This is a genomic window from Camelimonas sp. FR25, assembly GCF_059740505.1.
In genome coordinates, this window is record NZ_JCAWFG010000073.1 from 57,884 (window position 1) to 79,788 (window position 21,905).

At 67.7% G+C, this 21,905-nt stretch carries 20 protein-coding genes; 9 read left to right on the forward strand and 11 right to left on the reverse strand.

What is annotated here, in order from left to right; translation table 11 throughout:
• Positions 1-9: 9 nt before the first annotated feature.
• The 3 genes from AC6A67_RS08505 to AC6A67_RS08515 form a co-directional block, all read right to left on the reverse strand.
• Positions 10-606: a superoxide dismutase family protein gene (locus tag AC6A67_RS08505; RefSeq protein ID WP_498036118.1), complete on the reverse strand. Its 597-nt coding sequence runs from the start codon at positions 604-606 to the stop codon at positions 10-12.
• A gap of 321 nt (positions 607-927) precedes the next feature.
• On the reverse strand, positions 928-1,662 hold the full coding sequence (gene queC, locus AC6A67_RS08510; RefSeq protein ID WP_498036119.1) for a 7-cyano-7-deazaguanine synthase QueC: 735 nt from the start codon (positions 1,660-1,662) through the stop codon (positions 928-930).
• Positions 1,663-1,886: 224 nt separating this feature from the next.
• Entirely contained in the window at positions 1,887-2,831 is a 945-nt protein-coding gene (locus tag AC6A67_RS08515; protein ID WP_498036120.1) for a ribose-phosphate pyrophosphokinase, read from the reverse strand.
• A 704-nt stretch (positions 2,832-3,535) separates the two neighbouring features.
• Here AC6A67_RS08515 and uvrC point away from each other — a divergent pair.
• Both uvrC and pgsA read left to right on the forward strand, forming a co-directional pair.
• On the forward strand, positions 3,536-5,710 hold the full coding sequence (gene uvrC, locus AC6A67_RS08520) for an excinuclease ABC subunit UvrC (RefSeq protein WP_498036121.1): 2,175 nt from the start codon (positions 3,536-3,538) through the stop codon (positions 5,708-5,710).
• A gap of 112 nt (positions 5,711-5,822) precedes the next feature.
• Positions 5,823-6,416 carry a CDP-diacylglycerol--glycerol-3-phosphate 3-phosphatidyltransferase gene (pgsA, locus tag AC6A67_RS08525; protein ID WP_498036122.1) on the forward strand — a complete coding sequence of 198 codons (594 nt, stop codon included), beginning with the start codon at positions 5,823-5,825 and terminating at the stop codon, positions 6,414-6,416.
• Between the two features lie 228 nt (positions 6,417-6,644).
• Here pgsA and AC6A67_RS08530 read toward each other — a convergent pair whose 3' ends face one another.
• Complete coding sequence (locus AC6A67_RS08530) at positions 6,645-7,523, reverse strand: branched-chain amino acid aminotransferase (protein WP_498036123.1); 879 nt, start codon at positions 7,521-7,523, stop codon at positions 6,645-6,647.
• 362 nt (positions 7,524-7,885) lie between these two features.
• Here AC6A67_RS08530 and AC6A67_RS08535 point away from each other — a divergent pair, with 362 nt between their 5' ends.
• From AC6A67_RS08535 to AC6A67_RS08545, 3 genes are all read left to right on the forward strand, one after another.
• Entirely contained in the window at positions 7,886-8,425 is a 540-nt protein-coding gene (locus tag AC6A67_RS08535; RefSeq protein WP_498036124.1) for a MarR family winged helix-turn-helix transcriptional regulator, read from the forward strand.
• An 83-nt stretch (positions 8,426-8,508) separates the two neighbouring features.
• Positions 8,509-9,240 (forward strand): response regulator, encoded by a 732-nt coding sequence (locus tag AC6A67_RS08540; RefSeq protein WP_498036125.1) that lies wholly within the window; start codon positions 8,509-8,511, stop codon positions 9,238-9,240.
• 127 nt (positions 9,241-9,367) lie between these two features.
• Positions 9,368-10,810 carry an ATP-binding protein gene (locus AC6A67_RS08545; protein WP_498036159.1) on the forward strand — a complete coding sequence of 481 codons (1,443 nt, stop codon included), beginning with the start codon at positions 9,368-9,370 and terminating at the stop codon, positions 10,808-10,810.
• Between the two features lie 127 nt (positions 10,811-10,937).
• On the opposite strand, the gene AC6A67_RS08550 is transcribed toward AC6A67_RS08545, so the two are convergent.
• The 5 genes from AC6A67_RS08550 to AC6A67_RS08570 form a co-directional block, all read right to left on the reverse strand.
• On the reverse strand, positions 10,938-11,381 hold the full coding sequence (locus AC6A67_RS08550) for a translation initiation factor 2 (RefSeq protein ID WP_498036126.1): 444 nt from the start codon (positions 11,379-11,381) through the stop codon (positions 10,938-10,940).
• Positions 11,382-11,815: 434 nt separating this feature from the next.
• Positions 11,816-12,601: a TetR/AcrR family transcriptional regulator gene (locus AC6A67_RS08555; RefSeq protein ID WP_498036127.1), complete on the reverse strand. Its 786-nt coding sequence runs from the start codon at positions 12,599-12,601 to the stop codon at positions 11,816-11,818.
• 135 nt (positions 12,602-12,736) lie between these two features.
• On the reverse strand, positions 12,737-13,558 hold the full coding sequence (proC, locus tag AC6A67_RS08560) for a pyrroline-5-carboxylate reductase (RefSeq protein ID WP_498036128.1): 822 nt from the start codon (positions 13,556-13,558) through the stop codon (positions 12,737-12,739).
• A gap of 239 nt (positions 13,559-13,797) precedes the next feature.
• Positions 13,798-14,301: a type III secretion system chaperone family protein gene (locus AC6A67_RS08565; RefSeq protein ID WP_498036129.1), complete on the reverse strand. Its 504-nt coding sequence runs from the start codon at positions 14,299-14,301 to the stop codon at positions 13,798-13,800.
• Between the two features lie 772 nt (positions 14,302-15,073).
• On the reverse strand, positions 15,074-15,397 hold the full coding sequence (locus tag AC6A67_RS08570) for an accessory factor UbiK family protein (RefSeq protein WP_498036130.1): 324 nt from the start codon (positions 15,395-15,397) through the stop codon (positions 15,074-15,076).
• Positions 15,398-15,851: 454 nt separating this feature from the next.
• Here AC6A67_RS08570 and lgt point away from each other — a divergent pair, with 454 nt between their 5' ends.
• From lgt to pgeF, 3 genes are read left to right on the forward strand one after another with little or no spacing between them, the layout of a single operon-like run.
• Entirely contained in the window at positions 15,852-16,712 is an 861-nt protein-coding gene (lgt, locus tag AC6A67_RS08575) for a prolipoprotein diacylglyceryl transferase (RefSeq protein ID WP_498036131.1), read from the forward strand.
• Positions 16,709-17,884, forward strand: a complete 1,176-nt coding sequence (locus AC6A67_RS08580; RefSeq protein WP_498036132.1) for a class I SAM-dependent methyltransferase — start codon at positions 16,709-16,711, stop codon at positions 17,882-17,884. The genes lgt and AC6A67_RS08580 overlap by 4 nt, the downstream gene beginning before the upstream one ends.
• Complete coding sequence (pgeF, locus tag AC6A67_RS08585) at positions 17,881-18,642, forward strand: peptidoglycan editing factor PgeF (RefSeq protein ID WP_498036133.1); 762 nt, start codon at positions 17,881-17,883, stop codon at positions 18,640-18,642. The genes AC6A67_RS08580 and pgeF overlap by 4 nt, the downstream gene beginning before the upstream one ends.
• Before the next feature lie 135 nt (positions 18,643-18,777).
• Here pgeF and AC6A67_RS08590 read toward each other — a convergent pair whose 3' ends face one another.
• Together AC6A67_RS08590 and AC6A67_RS08595 are read right to left on the reverse strand one after the other, a co-directional pair.
• A complete protein-coding gene (locus tag AC6A67_RS08590) occupies positions 18,778-19,551 on the reverse strand; it encodes an SDR family oxidoreductase (protein WP_498036160.1) in 774 nt (257 codons plus the stop codon).
• Positions 19,552-19,592: 41 nt separating this feature from the next.
• Positions 19,593-20,390 (reverse strand): glycosyltransferase family 2 protein, encoded by a 798-nt coding sequence (locus AC6A67_RS08595; protein WP_498036134.1) that lies wholly within the window; start codon positions 20,388-20,390, stop codon positions 19,593-19,595.
• Positions 20,391-21,019: 629 nt separating this feature from the next.
• Between AC6A67_RS08595 and AC6A67_RS08600 the strand changes: the two genes are divergently transcribed.
• Entirely contained in the window at positions 21,020-21,754 is a 735-nt protein-coding gene (locus AC6A67_RS08600) for an outer membrane protein (RefSeq protein ID WP_498036135.1), read from the forward strand.
• Positions 21,755-21,905 lie beyond the last annotated feature (151 nt).

Below are 21,905 nucleotides of genomic sequence, written 5' to 3' on the forward strand. Positions count from 1 at the left end.
ATGTCAGCGTCAACGCTTCGGCGTGGACGCCCGCACAATTGGCGCACAGGCCAGCCGGTCGCCAGAATCGCCTGCTGGCTGGCTGACATAATCATCGGCTTTGGCATGGATCATCAGCGTGCGGCCAACGAGGTCGGAGGTGGCGCGGCCCGCGCCGCCGAGCGACAGCTTCGGCGCGAACACCTCGGCGCGCAGCACGCCATCGGCGCCCACCTGCTGATTGGGCAGATCGCCGGCGTGCGGGCCGCCCGGGGCCATATAGCCGTGCTGGGCGCCCGTCGGGTTGAAATGGCCGCCAGCGGCCTTGTTGCCGTCATGGGGGCTGCAGGCGCCGTGCTCATGGGCGTGCAGCGCGACCCATTGCTTCTTCGGCAGGCCGCGCACCTCAAGCCGGATCAGCACGCCAGAGGGCGTCTCGTAGAGCTGGGCGGTCCCGGCCTTGCCGCCGTCCTTGCCGACGAAGGCGGCGGTGGCGGCTGGGGCTGCGGCTGGAGCCGAGGGCGTCGCCGGCTGGGCGATGGCGGGCAGGCTGAGGCAGGCGGTGATCCCGGCGGCGAGCAGGGAGGCCGATGTCAGGGAGCGTCGTCCACAACGTCGTCCACTCATGGGCTTCATCCTTTCGAGGCTGCTGCGGAGGGCGGCAGCTTGAAGGGGAAGCGGGGCGAAATCGCGTCGGTTCCATGGCGCCTGCGCTGATGAGACGGGCTGAGCCGTGCAAGCCTTTGGCCAGAAGGGAATTTCAGGCACGGGGCCTGCGCTGGCCTCCGCGGAAGGCGCAAGGGTCCACGAGGCGCAAGGACGGGGTCAGGACGGCACGCCAGTAGCTGGCGGGCACAAAGCCTCATTCTGCCATTCTATCATCGCCCCAGCGCCTGCCGATCGCCCGCAAAGGGCGACGCCAGCCAGCCCAAAGCCCGACGCGCGGCCTCAGTCGTCCGCCGCCGGGCGCGGCGCGGCCTTGCCCGCCACAAACCTGCGCCAGCCGTCGGCGCGCAGGTCGCAGGCCGGGCAGGCGCCGCAGCCATAGCCCCAGTCGTGGCGCTGGCTGCGATCGCCGACGTAGCAGGTGTGGCTGGCTTCGATGATCAGATCGAGCAGCGGCTGGCCGCCCAGCTCCACGGCCAGCGCGAAGGTAGCGGCCTTGTCGCGCCACATCAGCGGCGTGTGCAGCACGAAGCGCGTCTCCATGCCGAGGTTCAGCGCCACCTGTAGCGCCTTGATGGTGTCGTCCCGGCAATCCGGATAGCCGGAATAATCGGTCTCGCAGACGCCGAGCACGATGTGCCGGCACCCCCGGCGATAGGCCACGGCGGCGGCGAAGGTGGCGAACAGCAAATTGCGGCCAGGCACAAAGGTGTTGGGCAGGCCGCTCTCATTGGCGACGATGGCGATGTCGCGGGTCATGGCGGTGTCGGAAATCGCCCCCAGCGCATCGAGCTTCAGCATGTGGTCATCGCCCAGCCGGCCAGGCAGCTGCGCCGTAGGCGTGGCGAAAGCGGCGCGAATGGCGTCGCGGCACTGCAGCTCCACCGCATGGCGCTGGCCATAGTCAAAACCGATGGTCTCGACTTCGCCAAAGCGGGCCAGCGCCCAGGCGAGGCACGTCGAGCTGTCCTGTCCGCCGGACAGCAGCACAAGGGCGCGGTCATTGTTCAGCTGCATGGGAGCTCCTGAAGGCGGCTGGCGCGGTGATGCTGGCCAGCGGGGCGGCGACGCCCGCTTATAACGCAAAAAGCCCGGAAGCGGCGGCGCTGCTTCCGGGCTGGCGATCAGATGGGGCGGGCGCTCAATCCAGGCCGCGACGATGCTGGGGCATCCGCGACCTGAGGCGCCAGTCGCCGCATTGGCCTGAGCAGAACCCGATCGGGCCTGCTCATCGGCCCATATCAGTCGAACAGGCTGGAGACGCTGCTCTCGGTGGCGGTGCGGCCAATGGCTTCGCCGATCAGCGGGGCGATCGACAGCACGCGGAAATTCTTGGCGACGCGCACCGCTTCGGTCGGCTGGATCGAATCGGTGATCACCATCTCCTTCAGGCTGGAGGAGGCGATGCGGGCCACGGCGCCGCCCGACAGCACGCCATGGGTGCAATAAGCGGTGACTTCCTTGGCGCCCTGCTTCAGGAGCGCTTCAGCGGCGTTGCACAGCGTGCCGCCCGAATCGACGATGTCGTCGATCAGGATGCAGGAGCGGCCGGTGACGTCGCCGATGATGTTCATCACCTCGCTCTCGCCGGGGCGCTCGCGGCGCTTGTCAACGATGGCGAGTTGGGCGTCGATGCGCTTGGCGAGGGCGCGGGCGCGCACCACGCCGCCCACGTCTGGCGACACCACCATCACTTCCTCACCGGCGAAGCGCTCCTTGATGTCGCGCACCATCACCGGGGCGGCGTAGAGATTGTCGGTGGGGATGTCGAAGAAGCCCTGGATCTGGCCGGCGTGCAGGTCCAGCGTCAGCACGCGGTCGGCGCCGGCGCGGGTGATCAGATTGGCCACCAGCTTGGAGGAGATCGGCGTGCGCGGGCCCGGCTTGCGGTCCTGACGGGCGTAGCCGAAATAGGGCAGAACGGCGGTGACGCGGCGGGCTGACGAGCGACGCAGGGCGTCGATGATGATCAGCAGCTCCATCAGATGGTCATTGGCCGGGTAGGACGTGGACTGGATCACGAACACGTCCTCGCCGCGCACGTTTTCCTGGATTTCCACGAACACTTCCATGTCAGCGAAGCGCTTGACCTGGCAGGTCGCCAGCGGCGTCTCCAGATACTGGGCGATCGCTTCTGCAAGCTGGCGATTGGAGTTGCCGGCGACGAGCTTGATGGAGGGTTTCATCCTGACGGCCATTCTCTTGGTGTGACCGGCGGCGCTGCGTGCGGCGACCGACCGGAACGGCCTATGGCAGGCCGGAATTCATGTGCAACGCCAGGCCGCAGGGACTGCGGAACTGCGGTTAACGGACGCTGCTGACTGGATGTCCGCGCTCTTACCAGCGACGACGCACGGGAACAACAGGAGTCTGCGCGGCAAATAAGGCGCGATCCGCCGAACCCTGCGGCGCCAGCCCGGCGGCGCGTCGGGCGAGGTTGGGTATTTATCACGTTATATCAGTGAATTAGCGCCATATCGCGCCGGGAATGCGGCGCGGCGTGCGCGCGCTGCGCAGTGGAGCCATCGTCGTGCGGCGGCATGGGTCCAGCATGGCGCCAGCCGGAGCGGCGAATGAGGCCCACGACCGTGTCACGGCGCAGGAGGCGGGCGGCTCGTCGCGCTTCAGCCCAGCTTCTGCCTTGGCTCTGGCGGGCGCCAGGCCATTGCGCGCCGACCTGCCAGTCGTGTCGACGTGCGCCGCGTTGTCGGCGCCCGGCCGTCGCCTGCTGTCACGTTTTGGCCACGCCCCGGTATTTTATCGGGCGGCCGACGCTTTGCGCCGACGTGGGCCCGCGGCCCGGTCGTCACTACTTGTCTGCGCCACTTTGCGTCGACCCGGACCTTGGCGCTGGCTTTGACATCTCGGCGCGGGCGCTTAAATCCAGCTGATGACCGTTTCCGCTGCGCCCACCGGACGAGACCCCGAACCGACGGCCGATGCCGAAGGCGCGCCGCAGACGGCTGCGCCGGCGAGGGACCAGACGGACACGCCAAGCGCCGAGCCCGCGGACGTGGGAGACGCGGCGAGCGCCGTCACGCGCTATGATGAAGGCTCCTCGGGCGTCGATCTCGACTTCGCCGCAAGCGACGCCGCGATGGCCAGCGGCGCCCTGGCCGCCGGGGCCGAGGTCATCCGCAAATTCTGGCGCACCCTGCCTGGCTCGCCTGGCGTCTATCGCATGTTCAACGCCGAGGGCGAGGTGCTCTATGTCGGCAAGGCGCGCAACCTCAAGAATCGCGTCGCCAGTTACACGCGTGGCGTCGGCCACGGCGGGGCGCGTACGGCGCGGATGATCGCCGCCACGGCGCGCATGGAATTTGTCACCACCCGCACCGAAACCGAGGCGCTGCTGCTGGAGGCCAATCTCATCAAGCAGTTGCGGCCGCGCTACAATGTGCTGCTGCGCGACGACAAGTCCTTCCCCTATATTCTGGTGACCTCGGGTCATCGCGCGCCGCAGATCGTCAAGCATCGCGGCGCCCGCAACCGGCCTGGCGACTATTATGGCCCCTTCGCCAATGCTGGCGCGGTGACGCGGACGCTGGACGCCATGGAGCGGGCGTTTTTGCTGCGCAGCTGCACCGACAGCTATTTTGAGAACCGCACCCGCCCCTGCCTGCAGTTCCAGATCAAGCGCTGCTCCGGGCCGTGCACCAATGAGATTTCGCCGCAGGACTATGATGGCCTGGTGCAGGAGGCCAAAGACTTCCTGTCTGGCCGCAGCACCCAGGTGCGGGCGCGCATGGCGCGTGACATGCAGGCGGCGTCGGAGAATCTCGAATTCGAGAAGGCCGCGCGCTATCGCGACCGGCTGGCGGCGCTGTCGGCGATCCAGTCGAGCCAGGAGGTCAATCCGCGCACTGTGGATGAGGCCGACGTCTTCGGCGTCGCCGAGCAGGCGGGCCAGTTCTGCGTGCAGGCGTTCTTTTTCCGCAACGGCCAGAACTGGGGCAATGTCTCATATTTCCCGCGCGCCGACCGCTCGATGGCGGCGGGCGAGGTGCTGGCGGCGTTCATCGCCCAGTTTTACGACGATCGCCCCTGTCCACGGCTGATCCTGACGTCGACCGAGCCTGATGAGCGGCCGCTGCTGGCCGAAGCGCTCAGCGCCAAAACCGGGCGCGCCGTCGAGGTGGCGACGCCAAAGCGCGGCGAAAAGCGCGATCTGGCGGACCATGCGGCGCGCAACGCCCATGAGGCGCTGTCGCGGCGGCTGGCCGAGACGGCGTCGCAACACAAATTGATGCAGGCGCTGGCGGCGGCGTTTGGCCTGCCGCGCCCGCCGCGTCGCATCGAGGTCTATGACAATTCCCACATCATGGGGACCAATGCGGTCGGCGGCATGATCGTCGCCGGGGTCAATGGCTTCGCCAAGACCCATTATCGCACCTTCAACATGCGCTCCGAGGATCTGACGCCTGGCGACGACTACGCCATGATGAAGGAGATGCTGCGCCGCCGCTTCGCCCGCCTGCTCAAGGAGGAGCCGCAGCCCGCGCCGGTCCTCGCCGCCGCCCTCCAGCCTCCCCAGGAAGGCGCCGGTCTCGCGCCAGACGATGAGGTTGATGCAGATGTGGACGCCGATGCGGACGCGGCCGCCATGCCGGCCTGGCCAGATCTGGTGCTGATCGACGGCGGTCGCGGCCAGCATGAGGCGGCCAAAGCGGTGTTCGCCGAGCTCGGGGTCAGCGGCGTGGCGCTGGTCTCCATCGCGAAGGGGCCGGATCGTGACGCTGGCCGTGAGAGCTTCTTCATCAAGGGGCGGGCGCCGTTCCGGCTGCCGCCGCGCGATCCGGCGCTGTATTTCGTCCAGCGGTTGCGCGATGAGGCCCACCGCTTCGCCATTGGCACGCATCGCGCCCGGCGCAAGAAGGACATGATGCGCAGCCCGCTGGATGAGATCGCGGGCATTGGCCCGGCGCGCAAGCGGGCGCTGCTGCTGGCCTTCGGCACCGCCAAGGCGGTGGCCGCCGCCTCACTGGACGACCTGATGCGCACGCCAGGCGTAAATGCCGCGACCGCCCGGGCTGTTTACGGTTTCTTTCATGATGGCGCCGGCTGATGAACGCTGTCATGCTCGCGGTGGTCTGCATCGCCTGCACACCTTGCCTGACGCTCCCATGCCATGCGCGCGCCCGCCGGCGCCGCCAGCCCCGATCATGAGCTGACTTCCCGTGACCAGACGCTCCACCGCCTACAGCCTGCCCAATCTGTTGACCTATGCGCGCCTGCTGGCTGTTCCGGCGGTGGTGGGCTGCCTGTTCTGGCCGCATGAGCACACCATGCGCTGGCTGGCGCTGGCGATTTACGCGCTGGCCGCCATCACCGATTATCTCGACGGCTATCTGGCCCGGGCCTGGTCGCAGCAATCGGCCATTGGCCGCATGCTCGATCCCATCGCCGACAAGGTGCTGGTCGCCGCCTCATTGTTGATGTTGTGCGCCGTGGGCGACATTCGCAGCTATTCGCTGTGGGCCGCCATCATCATTCTGTCGCGCGAGATCCTGGTGTCGGGCCTGCGCGAGTTCCTCGCCGAACTGCGCGTCAGCGTGCCGGTGTCGACGGTGGCCAAATGGAAGACCGCCGTGCAATTGCTGGCGGTCGGCATCCTGATTTCCGGCACGGCTGGCGAGGCGGTCGTCCCGCACGCCCGCGATATCGGCATCGTCATGCTGTGGGTCGCGGCGCTGCTCACCCTCTACACAGGCTGGGATTATATGCGCGCCGGCATCCGCCATCTGATCGCGGCGGACGAACAGAAGCGCTGACACGACATCCCTTGGGCGCGGCGCATCCGGTTCCGCCAGGGCCAGGGCGGCCCATGAGCCTTTCAGGTGATGGATGCGTCATCGCCCCGCAATGAAGCGCAGGTTTTCACCGCCAAACAGCACAACGCCCGCCGCAACCGCCGCTTGATGCAGCAGCTGGCTGGGCTGGCGTCTGCATCAGCCGCGCGGCGGTCCTCCGGCGCCGATCGCGCCAGAGGAACCGGCGGTTCACACCTTGATCAGCACCTCGGCGCTGTAATCATCCATCAGCGCCTTGCTGATGGCGCCGGGCGTAAAGCGCCAGTCGGCGATCTCGCTCACCGGCGTCACCTCGGCGGCGGTGCCGGTGATGAAGCACTCTTCGAAATCACCCAGCTCCTCCGGCATGATCACCCGCTCGCGCACCTCGATGCCGCGCCGTTTGGCCAGCGCGATGACGGTCTGACGGGTGATGCCGTTGAGGAAGGCGTCGGCCAGCGGCGTGTGCAGCACCCCATCCTTGGTGAAGAAGATATTGGCGCCAGTGCACTCGGCCACCTGGCCGCGCCAGTCGAGCATCAGCGCGTCGGCATAGCCATTGCGCTCGGCCTTGTGCTTGGAGATGGTGCAGATCATGTACAGGCCCGAGGCCTTGGCCCGCGACGGGATCGTCTGCGGGTCAGGCCTTCTGTAATCGGCCATGGTGATGCGGATGCCCTTCAGCCGCTCGGCCGGATCGAAATAGCTCGGCCATTCCCAGGCGGCGATCGCCACATGGATGCTGTTGCCGAGGGCGGAGACGCCCAGCGCCTCCGAGCCGCGCCAGGCGAAGGCGCGCACGTAAGAATCCGGCAGATTGTTCTTGGCGATCACCAGATCCTTGGCGGCGCACAGCTCGTCGACGGAATAGGGCAGGATGAAGTCGAGCAGCTCAGCCGACTGCTTGAGGCGCTCGGCGTGCTCGCGGGTCTTGAATATCTGCCCGCCATAGGCGCGCTCGCCCTCAAACACGCAGGAGGCGTAGTGCAGCCCGTGCGTCAGGATATGAATCCGGGCGTCCGTCCATGGCACAAGCTTGCCGTCGAACCAGATGAAGCCGTCGCGGCTGTCCATGGGTAGTGCGGACATGTATCTCTCCCTGTTCTTCCTGTGCGCCCGTCTTGCGCGGGCCAGTGAGCCTGTCGCCAGGGCATGACCGGTCGCCGCTGTCGCGGGCCGCGCCCCTGCTGATCGCCTTGTATGAAAACACCCCGACGGCCGTCGCCGGCCGATCGCATGGCGTAGAAAACGTTGCGCCGCACTGTCCGCTACAACCCGCCATGCTGACAAGTCCTGCTTTAGCTGCGCAGGGCTATATCCTGCCCGTTTGGCGCGGCCTCCAGCGCGCCGCCATCGCGACTTTTCCGCCCGATAGCGCTGCCAGCGCCGCGACTTGACGAGCTGGCGGCAAATCGTGATATGTCAATAGAGCTGACATAATGGAGGTTCATGTGTCTGACTGCCGGGTGAGCCAGTACCGGGCGGGAGCAGGCGACCCGGCGAAGCACGCCCCGGGCCGCGTCTCCGACGCTGACGCGGCGCCTGCGCTGGACATCATTGAACTGCTGTTTTTCTCCTATCGCGATTTCGTCGGCGACGCCGATCGCCGGCTGGCGGCGGATGGCTTTGGCCGCGCCCACCATCGCGTGCTGTATTTCGTCAGCCGCAATCCCGGCATGACGGTCGCCGGCCTGCTCGAGCTGCTGCGCATCACCAAACAGTCGCTCAATCGCGTGCTGAAGGAGCTGCTCGACAAGAACTATGTCACGCAGCGCGAAGGAGAGGCTGACCGGCGACAGCGCCTGCTGTACGTTACCGATGCAGGCGCGGCGCTCGCCCATGAGCTCGCCGTGCTGCAGAGCCAGCGCATCAATCGGGCGCTGGCCCAATGCGCCCCTGCGGCGCGGGAGCATGTGGTGCGGTTTCTCGATGCGCTGGTGGACTGGCCCGACACCGGGGCGGCCCGCATCGCCATCGGGCGGAATCGCTGACCGCCGCACGGCAGGCCGGGCCTGGCGCGGCGCCGCCGCTACGGCGCTGATGCGGGCGCCTCGGCGCTGATGGAGTGATGCAGATGGCCGCAGCCCGCGCCCGTGCGCCCTTGCTGGATGACGCGCCGCATGTGCTGGTGGTCGATGACGACCGCCGCCTGCGCGATCTGCTGGCGCGGTTTCTTGGCGACAATGGCTATCGCGTCACCGCCGCCGCCGACGCGGCCGACGCCGCCTCGCGCCTCGTGCACATGCAGTTCGACGTCATGGTGCTCGACGTGATGATGCCGGGCGAAAATGGCTTCGATTTCGCCGCGCGGCTGCGGCGCACGCTGAACACCCCGATACTGATGCTGACGGCGCGCGGCGACCCGCAGGACCGCATTCGCGGCCTCGAGATCGGCGTCGATGATTATCTCGGCAAACCATTTGAGCCGCGCGAGCTGTTGCTGCGCATCGGCGCGATCTTGCGCCGGGTCGCCGCCACCTCCGGCCCATCCGCCGCGCCGGAGCAGGTGAGCTTCGGCCCGTTCACTTACCGCCTCGACCGGGGCGAGTTGCGCCGGGGCGAGGAGGTGGTGCGCCTCACCGATCGCGAGCGCGAGATCCTCACCATCCTCGCCGGCCACAATGGCGAGAACGTGCCGCGCGAGGTGATCTCCGGCCATTCCGGTGGCGGCCCGGCGGCGGCCAGCGAGCGCACGGTGGACGTGCAGATCAACCGCCTGCGTCGCAAGATCGAAAACGACCCGGCCAATCCGGCCTGGCTGCAAACCGTGCGCGGCGTCGGTTACCGGCTGCTCGTGGATGGCTGACATGCAGACGCGGGACGCCGACGCGCGACTGCGAAGGCTGGGCGCCCAGACGCGACAGCTGCTGCGCGGCGCTGGCGCTGGCGCCCGTTCGGCGGCGGCCCTTGCGCGTGAGGCCGGCGGCGCCGTCATGGCCGCCGTGGGCCCGGCGACGCGCTCCTGGCGGTCCGCGGCGGAGCGCCGGGCGCCACGGGTCACAGCCTTCGCCCGAAAGGCGGGGGAGGCGCTGGCCGCGCCCCGGCGGCTGTGGCGGCGCATGGCGCGCTGGCTCGGCTCGGTGATGCCGAAGGGCCTCTACGCCCGCTCGCTGATCATCATCATCGCGCCGATGCTGCTGCTACAATCCGTCATCGCTTATGTGTTTCTGGAGCGTCACTACCAGACCGTGACCCGGCGTATGTCCTCCGCCGTCTCCGCCGACATCGCCGCGCTGATCGACGTCTACCAGAGCTATCCGCAGGATACCGACGACCAGACCATCACCCGCATCGCCGCCGACCGGCTCGGCATGGATATTGATTTTCTGCCTGGCGACCGCCTGCCGCCGCCGCAGCCCAAGCCGTTCTTCTCGCTGCTCGACGGCGTGCTGTCGGAGGAAATCCGCAAGCAGGTGGCGCGGCCGTTCTGGATCGACACCGTAGGCAAATCCAGCCTGATCGAGATTCGCGTCCAGCTCGACAATACGGTGATGCGCATTCTGGCGCGGCGCAGCCTTGCCTATGCCTCCAACTCGCACATCTTCCTGATGTGGATGTTCGGCACGGCGCTGGTGCTGATGATTGTCGCCATCCTGTTCCTGCGCAACCAGATCCGGCCGGTGCTGCGGCTGGCCGACGCCGCCGAGGATTTCGGCAAGGGCCGCGAGCCGAATTTCCGGCCGCGCGGCGCGGCGGAAGTGCGCCGGGCCGGCGTCGCCTTCATGGAGATGAAGCGCCGTATCGAGCGCGCCATGGAGCAGCGCACCACCATGCTCAACGGCGTCAGCCACGATCTGCGCACCATCCTGACCCGGTTCAAGCTGTCGCTGGCGCTGATGCCCGACGACGACCCGGACGTCGCCGACCTGCGCAAGGACGTCGACGAGATGACGCGCATGCTCGAGGCCTATCTCGCCTTTGCCCGCGGCGACGCCGAGGAGCAGGCGGACGAGACCGATGTCGGCGAATTGCTTGAGGACGTGCAGCTCGACCTCGAACGGGTCGGCCACAATGTCAGCCTCAGCACCTCGGGGGATTTGCGGGTGAAGGTGCGCGAGGATTCCTTCCGCCGCCTCGTCGTCAACCTCGCCTCCAACGCCGCCCGCCACGGCGCGACCATCGCCCTCGCGGCCATGCGCGACGCCCGCTGGCTGGTGGTGACCGTGGATGACGATGGCCCGGGCGTGCCGCCCGAGCAGCGTGAGGAGGTGTTCAAGCCATTCGTGCGACTCGACGAGGCGCGCAATCAGGACGAAGGCGGCTCCGGCCTCGGCCTCGCCATCGCCCGCGATATCGCCCGCTCCCACGGCGGCGATGTGGTGCTGCAGGACAGCCCGCTCGGCGGCGTGCGGGCAATGGTGCGCGTGCCGGTTTAACCCAGGACACCGTTACAGGGTGGCGTGGGTTGCCAAAACCGGGCGCATCCGGGGCCGATTGCACTGGCGGCAAGAACATCGGGTGGATGCGTGCGTGCAGGCCCCAACGATCATGCTCCAGAAAGACTTAGCTTGTCGGGCGCGCCTTACGGTGGTGGCGGCGGGCCGGGTGGTGGGCGCGAGGCGGCGTTGGGGTCATATTGGCGATAACCGGATTGGGCGTGTGCTCAAGCGTGGCGCCGCTGGCGGCGTCGGCTGCCATGCCCACCACGCCGCCGACCAGCACATTGCCTGCGAACCCTGCGGCGCCGCTACTGGCGACCCGGGTCTGCACCGGGATCTGCACTTCCTGATAGCCCGCCTTGCTGAATATTGCAGTGAACTCCGCTTTGCGTGACACCGTGAGGGTGCAGGGCGTGATGCAAGTCTGCCCCGCAGAAGTGCGCATCTCCGCCGCAGCCGGCTCCGACTGGAAGGTGACCTGGTTGGTCGTGCCGCGCGTGATGGTGGCGCAGCCGCCGAGCGCGAGGGCGCTCAGAGCGAACGCGGTGGCAATCGTGAGATTTTTCATGAAATGGGTCGCCTGGGAGTGGGTTGCGCCCATGATCTGAGGGGGCGATGCCCATCGCTGCAACCATTGGGTCGATTAATGGTGTGGAGATGTGCTGTTGCAATACAAAGGTATAATTAGTTCGGCGCAGTACGATACGAAGGCTCGCCGAGCATTCTTGCTGCAAATTTCGCAGCCTGGCGCCAAATCGCTTGCCCTGAACTTCAGCATAGGCCGCGCGTCACAGTGGGCAGGGGCAGATTGACCGCACCGCATTGGAGGCGCTGGCAGGCAGCTGCCGCCTGTTCGCTTTGGAGCGACCTCAGGATGGCGCTCAAGTCGGGACCTGAGAGCGTCTGAATGCAGCGCGTCGGGCGCCCAGGCTCGTGTGGCGGCCTATGTTTGCGCATTGGCGCAGTTTGCCCATGCGCAACGTGCCGCAGTGATCAGCCCAGTCAGACTGGCGCTGCAGTGTTATCGCCTTTGCCGGCTCGCGCTTCTGGCGCATCGGCGCCATCGGCGTCGGCTTGCGTGGGCTTGTGCTGCGAACGCCGGCCTGAGCCCCGATCGAGCACGGCGCAGGCGAGGCGGCGCAGCGGCGCGGTGACTTTCCAGGCGTCATCGGCCAGCGACAGGGCGCGGGCGCCGCGCTCCAGCTCGCGATCAAGTTTGGCCAGGGTGCGGGCCTGGCCAGGGTCGTCATCGTCAAGCCAGGTCTCGACAACGCGGGCGAACAGCACCGCCGCGCCCTGGATGCGCAGGGCGCCCATTGGCCCCTCGGTGTTGATGCCGGCGGCGGCGAGCATGAAGCGCCACGAATTTTGCGCAACCTTGTTCAGCGCCACAATGGTCAGCGGCTCCTGGCGCACGCCGGCGTAGACGCCGCGGAGGCCGTCGCGATACGGCCCCATGTGGTCGAGCCGGTTCATGATGATGTCGAACAGGCGCTCGCGTGGCGGTTCGCCGCCGAGGTCATCCTCGCTGGCGGCATGGCTGGCCAGCACCTTCATGTCGATCATGCGGGCGAAGCCGCCGAGCACCGCGCCCTTGGACGGGAACGCCGCGAGAAACTCCGGCAGGCTGACGCCGGCGCGGCTGGCGATCTCATTGACGCCGATCTCGCTCCATTTCTGTTCGGCGGCGAGCGCCATCAGCGCCTCAATGATGCGCTCGCGTGGCGGGCGCGACATGTCCTGGTTTGCACCCCTGGGGGCGCCTGTGGCGTCGGCGGCTGGGGACATCGGGCTTCTCCTTCCGGCAAGCTTCGCATTCAACGCCCTGTCGGCGCCAGCATTATGTCGCGCCGCCGCCAACGGAAAAGGCGCCCGGCGATGCGGGCGCCTGATGGCGGTTTCCTGGGCCGTGGCCTGCTCCAGTCAGCCGGAGAGTTCAGCCGAGCGGCGGGCGGCGGCGGCGATCGCCTCTTCGAGCAGGGCGGGCATGCCGTCTTTGTCGCGCATCAGCACCTGCAGCGCGGCGAAGGTGGTGCCGCCGGGGGAGGTGACCGCCTCGCGCAGCGCGCCGGCGCCGGCGCTGGAGGCCCGCAGCAATTCGCCCGAGCCGATCACCGTCTGGCGGGCGAGGCGCTCAGACAGCGCGGCAGGCAGGCCGGCGGCGACGCCAGCCTGGGCCATGGCCTCGACCAGATGGAACACATAAGCGGGGCCCGAGCCCGAGACGGCGGTGACGGCGTCGATCAGCCCCTCATCCTCGACCCATTCCACCGTGCCCGCCGCCTGCAGCAACGCGTCGGCTTCGGCGCGCATGGCGGCGTCGGCGCGGGCGTCGGTGACGGCGACGCTGACGCCCTGGCGAATCGAGGCCGGCAGGTTCGGCATCACCCGCACCACGGCGGCGGCGTCGGGGAACACGGCGGAGAGGTTGGCGATGGTCTTGCCGGCGAGAATCGACAGAATGAAGCCAGCGCCATTGGCCAGCGGCGCGAGCGCAGGCGCCGCTTCCGCCAGCATCTGCGGCTTGACGCCGACCACCAGGGCGCGCGGCTGGCGCAATTCTGCTGCGGCCGGGTTCAGGGCGAAGCCGAAGCGGGCGGCGAGGGCCAGCAATTCCGCTGACGGGTGCGGCTCGATCACCTGGACGCTGGCCGGATCGAGGCCGCCTTCAAGCCAGCCTTCCAGCATGGCGCCGCCCATGCGGCCGGCGCCTGCGAGTACGATGGATGCGGGAAACTGCGCCATGGGGGCCTCTCTGCGGCCGGGGCGGCATGCGGCCACAGTTCCCGGCGGTCATGGAACGTCCGCCGCCAGCCTGCTGCGGCGACGCGGATCGGCCCGGTGCATAGCGCCGGCTGGCGCGCAAGGAAAGATGTGGTGGCCACAGCGCCGGGAAGGCGAGGAAAGGCGCCAGCCAATGCTGGTCGCGGCTGACCGCGCGCGACCGCCTGGCTTCGCCCTGAGGTTGAGGCTTGGGCTTCGGCTCAGGCCTCGCCCTGGGTCTCGAACAGCACGGCGTCGAGCGCCTCACGGGCGGGCTTGCCGGCCCACAGCACGAACTGGAACGCCTGATAATAGCGCTCGCAGGCTTCCAGCGCCGTGGTCATCAGCACCTCGCACTGGCTCTGGGTCGGTTCTGCCCCGCCAGCCAGCAGCAGGCCGTGGCGATACATCACCACATTCTCGGAGGCCCACAGGTCGAAGTGTCCCAGCCACAGCTGCTCATTGATCAACGCCACCAGCGCCACGATCTCATTGCGCCGCCGCGCCGGCGTGCGCAGATCGAAGCCGCAGGCCACATGCAGCGCCTCCACCTCCTCAACCCAGGTGAAGGCGATGTGATACTCGGCCCAGCTGCCGCTGACGGTGACCGACAGCTCGTCGTCATCCTCACGATCGAACGCCCAGTCCTGGCTGGCGGCCAGACGTTCCAGCACATCGAGCGGATGTTCGCTGCGGGAGATCATGGCCAGTTCGGTAAAGGTCATGTCGGGGCCCTTCGCTGTTGGTCGGCGCAGGCGCGGGACCCGGGGGCGGGCTGGGCGAACCTGACGCGGCGCACACGCAACATCTCGCGCTGGAGGCGACAGGGACGTGGGGCCCCAGCATATCTGGGACAGCCCGTCGCCGCCGCGCCGCCAGCCGCTGTGGCCACGCCGCGTCGCGCCGCCTGTGAGGCGCGCTCCGCTGATGCAGCCACGCAAACACCTGCCCGGCGCCTGGTCAAACCTCAGGGCAGCCGGAGTATTCGTCAGAACACCGCTGCGCCCGTCCATGATGAAGCGGGCGAATCACCTGTCGTTTGACTATAACGCGCAGGAATCCGCCTGCGAACATGCTGAACTGTCCGGGATTTTGGCGCGCGCCACAACGCCCGTCCGGGCGCTGTCCACAAGCGACCGCGCCAGCAGGCGGCTGGCGTCGCCCAGGGCGCGCCTTGTCCACACACGGCTCTGTTAATGGTGGGTTGTCGAGGGGGCGGGAATGGGGCGCGCCAATGCGACGTCGGGGCCAAATCAGGCCGCCGGCACGGTGGCGACGGCGTACCGCCAGAGCCCGTATTTTCGCTGGGGCACACGATCAGGCGCGGGGTGTCGGCGAAGCTGACCGAACGCACTCTGAAACGTCGCGCAGCAGACGACGCGCGCGGGCTGGCGCACCTCCTGCTCGCGCGGGCATTTGTGCGCCGTCACGCTGTTGTGAAACCATACTGGCGGCAGGGCGCCCACGGGCGCCGCGCCGCCTGCGTCATCAGGCGTGTCAGTCTGCGACCACTGAGCCTTCATCGCCGCGTGGCGCGGGGCCTTCGTCCGCCGTCGCCGGACGACCCTCGCTGTCGACCAGCGCCGCCTCGAGTTTGGCGATGCGGGCGGCGAGGCGGTCATTTTCTTCACGGGCGGCGATCGCCATGTCGCGCACCGCCTCAAATTCCTCGCGCGACACCATGTCGAGCGACTGGGTCAGCCGGTCGATCTGGCCGCGCGCCACGGCGGAGGCCTCGCGACGCACGCCCTGGGCGGCGCCAACCGCGTCGGTGGCGAGGCGCGACAGTTCATCAAGCAGGCGGTTTGAACCGATCGACATGGCCGTTCTCCAGCGGAGCCAGGGCATGATCCGGCGTGACCAGCCAGATTATGCGCTCAGTTTCATTGTTCTGCGCGCCACGTGCTCCGGCCAGACGCTGTCGTCTGACGGCAGGGCGCGCCAGTCGCTCCGGCGCGCCGCGTTGCGCCAGACTGGCGGCAGGCGGCGCCGGATGCGCAGGCGTGCCTTCTAGATAGTGGGGCGCAGGCCGATCAGCAACCGGGGCGGCCACGCGGGCCGCCCATCCGGCAAGTCGCTGGCGCCTGTCGCCGCCACTGATCTGGCCAATGATTGTCCGGCGGCTTATGCCTGCGGACAGGCGTCCTCGTCAGAGCGGTCGTCAGCCGTTTAGAAATCCGCCAGAATCACCAGGGCATGGTGGCGTCGCCTCCTGTTCGCTGCGGCCCCAGGGCCGGAGAAGCGGCGCTGTCATGCCTGAGACCCCGGATCCGCCATGCCCGTATTCGCCATTCCTTTCCCGGTGATCGACCCGGTCATCTTCTCGGTCGGCCCGCTGGCCGTGCGCTGGTACGCGCTGGCCTATATCGTCGGCCTTCTTGGCGGCTGGCTCTATGCGCGCAAGCTGATTGGCGCGCGCGGTCTGTGGGGCGACGTGCGCCGGCCGACCCGCAATGATCTCGACGACATGCTGGTCTATGTGGCGCTCGGCGTGGTGCTCGGCGGCCGGCTTGGCTATGTGCTGTTCTATAATTTCCGTGAATATCTGGCCGATCCCCTGTCGATCTTCGCGGTGTGGAACGGCGGCATGTCGTTCCATGGCGGGTTTCTTGGGGCCATCGCCGGCATGTGGCTGCTGGCGCGCGCGCGCGGCCTGTCGCCGCTGTCGCTGTGCGATGTGGCGGGCGCGGTGGCGCCGATCGGGATTTTTCTCGGGCGCATCGCCAATTTCATCAATGGCGAGCTGTGGGGGCGGCCAGCGCCAGACGTGCCGTGGGCCATGGTGTTTCCGCATGGCGGGCCCATCCCGCGCCACCCTAGCCAGCTCTATGAGGCGCTGGCCGAGGGCCTGATCCTGTTCATCGTCGTGGCCATTGCCGTGCGCCTGTTCGGCTTCCGTCGTCCTGGCGTGGTCGCCGGGGTGTTCGCGGTTGGCTACGCCATCGCCCGCACCGTCTGCGAATTTTTCCGCGAGCCCGACCCGCAGCTTGGCTTCCTGCTCGGCGCCGATGTGCGCTTCCTTGAGGGCGGGCTGACCATGGGCATGATCTTGTGCATCCCCCTGTTCATCGCCGGCGTGATCCTGCTGTGGCTGGGCCTCAGCGGCCGCACCATCCAGAAGGAGGCGCAGGCGTGACGACACGGCTGGCTGCGCCGCCGACCACGGCGCTGGGACGGGAGATTGTGCGCATCATCGCCGCCGAGGGGCCGATTCCGCTCGAGCGCTATATGGGGCTGTGCCTCGGCCACCCCACCATGGGCTACTACATCTCGCGCAATCCGTTCGGCGCCGATGGCGATTTTATCACCGCCCCGGATATCTCGCAGATCTTTGGCGAACTGATCGGCCTGTGGTCAGCGGAAGTCTGGCGGATGATGGGCAGCCCGCGCGACATCCAGCTGGTGGAGCTGGGTCCCGGGCGCGGCGCGCTGATGGCCGACGCGCTGCGCGCCGCCCGCGTCGCCCCGCAATTCCGCAACGCCGTGCGGCTCAATCTGGTGGAGACCAGCCCGGTGCTGCGCCAGCTGCAGCGCAAGGCGCTGTCGGCCGAGGGCGAATTGTCGTCGATCCCGGTGGCGTGGCGCGACCGTATCGAGGATGTGCCGGAAGGGCCGATGATCGTCATCGCCAATGAGTTCTTCGACGCGCTGCCGGTGCGCCAATATGTGCGCTCGCCGGAAGGCTGGCGCGAGCGGCTGGTTGGCCTGGCTGCCGATGGCGGACTGCTGTTCGGCCTTGCGGCTGATGTGGAGCCTGGCCTTGAGGAGCTGCCGGGCGAGGAGGGCGCGGTGATGGAAATCCCCGTGGCCAGCATCAATATGATCACCGGCCTGGCTGACCGCTTGCGGCGCTTCGGCGGCGCAGCGCTGATCATTGACTATGGTCATGCGGTCAGCGCGCTTGGCGATACGCTGCAGGCGGTGCGCCGGCATCAATATGTCCACCCGTTGTCGACGCCAGGCGAGGCCGACCTCACCGCCCATGTGGATTTTGGCGCGCTGGCCCGCGCGGCGCTGGCGCGTGGCGTGGTGGTGGATGGGCCGGTGGAGCAGGGGGCGTTCCTGCGTGCCCTCGGCGCCAACTCCCGGGCCGAGCAGCTCAAGCGGAACGCCCGCGAGCCGCAGCGCCGCCAGATCGAGGAGGGCCTGCGCCGCCTGACTTCGAGTGAGGCCGGCGGCATGGGGGCGCTGTTCAAGGTCATGGCCATCGCCGCCTCGCAGCTGGCGCCGCCGCCGGGCCTGTCGCCGCGGCGCGAGGCGCCGCACATGCCGCAACCGTCCATCGTCCGAACCCTGAGGCGACCATGAAGATCACCGCGCCTGCCCTCGCCGCCGCCCCGGGCGTGCGCCACGCTTTCTTCACCCGCGAAGGCGGCGTGTCTGGCGGGCTGTACCAGTCGCTGAACGGCGGAGTCGGCTCATCCGACGCACCGCAACTGGTGCATGAGAACCGTAGCCGCATGGCCCAGGAGATCGGCGTCGCGCCGGAGCGCCTCCTCAGCCTCTACCAGATCCATTCGCCCGACGTGGTGAGCGTGACGGCGCCGTGGAGCGAGCGGCCGCGCGCCGACGCCATGGTGACGGCGACCCGGGGCCTTGGTCTGGCCATCGCCACCGCCGATTGCGGCCCGGTGCTGTTTGTCGATGCGGAAAACCAGGTGATCGGCGCCGCCCACGCCGGCTGGCGTGGCGCTGTCTCTGGCGTGCTGGAGGCGACGCTGGACGCCATGGAGCGATTGGGGGCGCGGCGCGGCCAGGTGACGGCGGCGCTCGGGCCGACCATCAGCCAGGCCGCCTATGAGGTCGGTCCGGAATTTGTCGAGAATGTCGTTGCGGCGGGCCCTGACAACGCCCGGTTCTTCGCCCCGTCGACGCGCCCCGGCCACGCCATGTTCGACCTGCCGGCCTATATCGGCGCGCGATTGGGCGCGGCGGGCGTCGGCGCCTTCCACGATCTGGGGCTGTGCACCTATTCTGACGCGGCCCGCTTCTTCAGCTATCGCCGCAGCACCCATCGCGCCGAGCCAGATTATGGCCGGCTGATATCGGCCATCGCCCTCGCCTGATTGCTGCAGATAGCGACTGGCTTCATACCAGGATGCAAAGATGCTGACTCATCCGCATCCTGAAATGCTCAGGCGCCGCACGGGCTTAACCAGAACCCGATGTGTCATATTCATCGGGTTCTGGCGCCAGGCGCCTCATTCGGCGATCAGCGCGTCCGGGGTGCGCCAGGCCAGGTGCTGGCCGCCGTCGACGGCGATCATCTGGCCGGTGACGCTGCGCGCCCGCGCCAGCCACAGCACGGCGTCAGCGATCTCGTCCGGATCGATCTGCCGGGCCAGCGGCAGGCTGGCGATCTGGGTGGCGAAATCGTCAGCGGTCTGGCGTTCGCTGGCCAGAATTGGGCCAGGTCCCACGGCGTTGACCCGTATAGTGGGGGCCAGCGCCTGGGCCATGGTGCGGGTGGCGGTGTACAGCGCCGATTTGGTCAGCGTGTAGGAGAAATTGCGCGGCGTCGGCTTCCACACCCGCTGGTCGAGGATATTGACGATCGCCCCATGGGCGCCGGCAGGCAAAGCCCGGGCGAAAGCGCTGGCGAGGATCGCCGGAGCGCGCAAATTCACCGCGAACTGGCGCTCCCACAAATTGATGTCGAGGTCGAGCACGGCGTCGCATTCGAACAGCGAGGCGCTGTTGACCAGCAGGGTCAGCGGCCCGATGAGCTGGCTGGCCTCGGCCACCAGTCGGCCGGTGTCGACGGCGTTCTCCAGATCAGCGCGCACCACGGCGGCGCGGCCGCCCATGGCGTGGATGCGGCCAGCCAGCTCGCGCGCCTCCGCCTCAGAGCGGTTGCAATGGATGGCGACCGCATAGCCCGCGCGGGCCAGCGCAAGACAGATCGCCGCGCCGATGCGCTTGGCTCCACCTGTGACCAGCGCCGCCGGCGCTGGCGAATTCAGCGCCTCATTCATCTGCGCCGCCACCGTCCGGGTCGCTGCATCGCGCGCCTCGCTCAAAGCCGCCCCTCCTTGCGCGCCTGCTCCGCGAGGCGTCGCTCTATATGTTTTGCAACGCGCAGATAGCGGTAGAAAGCGAAATTCATCGCCGTCATGAAACCATAGACCCCGCGCAGCGCATGTCGCCGGCCAATATAGGCCTTGAGGAAGTTGGCGGGGAACTCCACCAGCAGTCGCAGCGCCGAGACCTTGACGCCGCGCGCCGCAAGATCATCCGCCTGCATGTCGGTGTAGCGGTTGAGCTTGGCCATCTGGTCGCCGATGGAGCGCACCGAATAATGATGGATGACGCCGCGAAGCTTGCCGACCCGCGCCGTCGGCGGCAGGTCGACACGATCATGCACTGGCGAGGCCGAGTAGCGGCCGACGCTGCGGCGATACAGCCGAACCGGCGCGAGAGAGAAGCCGAAGCGGTGCGGCTCCTTCTCTCCAGGGAACATCTCGGCGATGGGAATGCGAAAGGCGTCCTGCTGCGGGCCATGACCTGCGAACAGCGTCCTGATCTCGGCGATCAGCCGGGGCGGCATCACCTCATCGGCGTCGAGATTGAGCACCCAGTCGTGCCGGCACTGGTCTTCGCCAAAGCGCTTCTGCAGGCCATAGCCAGGCCAGTCATGATGGATCACCTTGGCGCCCGCCGCCTCCGCCACCTGCTGGGTGCCGTCGGTGGAGCCGGAATCAATGACGATGACATCGTCAGACAGCTGACGCGCCGCTTCGAGCACGGGCCGGATGCGGTCCGCCTCATTGAGCGCAATCACAAACACGGAAATGTGAAGGGCGGCGTTCGACATCGATCCCTGGTCCTGTGTGTCGCCAGCTACTGCCATGAGCCAAGCGCCTCAGCAAGGCGACGGGCGGTCGGCGTCAGCGCACCCAGCCCGTCGGCAGCGCGGCGGCCGCCAGGTCCGGGTGTGGCAAAAACGGCGCACCCCAACGCAGGCCCGGGCCTGCGCTGGCGGCAGCGCCGCCGTTTCCCTGTTCTGGCCCGCCGCCGAGCGGCGAAAATGCGGGCGAGACAATGTTTAAGTCCATGATTTTGCGTTGCAATGCGCCCCATTAACATCTCTTTAGCCACGAGATCGGGTTTCGCTCCACTTTGGCCGCATTTTGGATATGAATGTGCTCACAGGCGACGGACAACGGCGACGTTAGACCGGCTGGGTCAAGCGGCGCCCTCAGATCTCCATCCAGTTACATGGTGATATGAGGGCGCCGTCAGTGCGGGGCCAAACGTGCGGGTCTGAAGGCGGACTGGATGAACTTCTCCCAGTTTTGGGGCAGCGGTTCACAATCTTGCCTTAAAGCCGACAGGCGCTGTTGCGGGAGTGCTACAGACATCCCGGCGCAGGTCGGTGTAAGTGCCTATAACTCGCGGTGAGCGGCGCAAGCCCTCCATCGCAAGCAAAGAACGGAGTGAGTGATGAAAAAGATTCTTCTTGCTGGCGTTGCCGCCGCCACCATGCTGGCCGCCGGTTCCGCTTTCGCTGCTGACCTGCCTTCGCGTAAGTACGCTCCGGTTGCTCCGGTGGTTGTTGCTCCCGTGTTCACCTGGACCGGCTTCTACGTCGGTGTGAACGCTGGTTACGGCTGGAACACCAATCAGGAAAGCAACTACGGCTACCTGTATGCTCCTTCGTACGCCTACTACGGCTACGGCTCGTCCTCGAACGACGGCGGCTTCGTCGGTGGTGGCCAGATCGGCTACAACTACCAGATCGGCCAGTTCGTGATCGGCGCCGAAGCTGACATCCAGTACGCCGACCTGAAGAGCAAGGGCTACTGGGGCTACGAGAGCAACAGCGGCATTGAGTGGTTCGGCACCGTCCGCGCCCGCGCCGGTGTGGCCATCGACCGCGCCCTCGTCTACGTGACCGGTGGTTTCGCTTACGGCGGCGGCGGCAGCGACCGTGGCTACTACGGCGTGAACGACTGGGCTTACCGCGGCAACAACAGCGACACCAAGGCTGGCTGGGTGCTCGGCGGTGGTCTTGAGTACGCATTCACCGACAACCTGACCGCCAAGGTCGAGGGTCTGTATGTGTCGCTCGAGAAGAACAAGAACAACTGGTACCTGGCTGACCAGGCCTACTTCGGTGGCAACAACAAGCGCAACGAGTTCGGCGTTGTGCGCGTCGGCCTGAACTACAAGTTCTGATAATTCGGGGATCTTCCCCGTTTTATGGGAAACCCGGCGACCTCGGTCGCCGGGTTTTTCCGTTTTGGGCCCGGTAAAATCCGGCGCGGGACAGGCGCAGGGCCGGCAAGGTCCGTCGGGATAAGGCCAGCGCGCGCGACAGCAGCGCCAC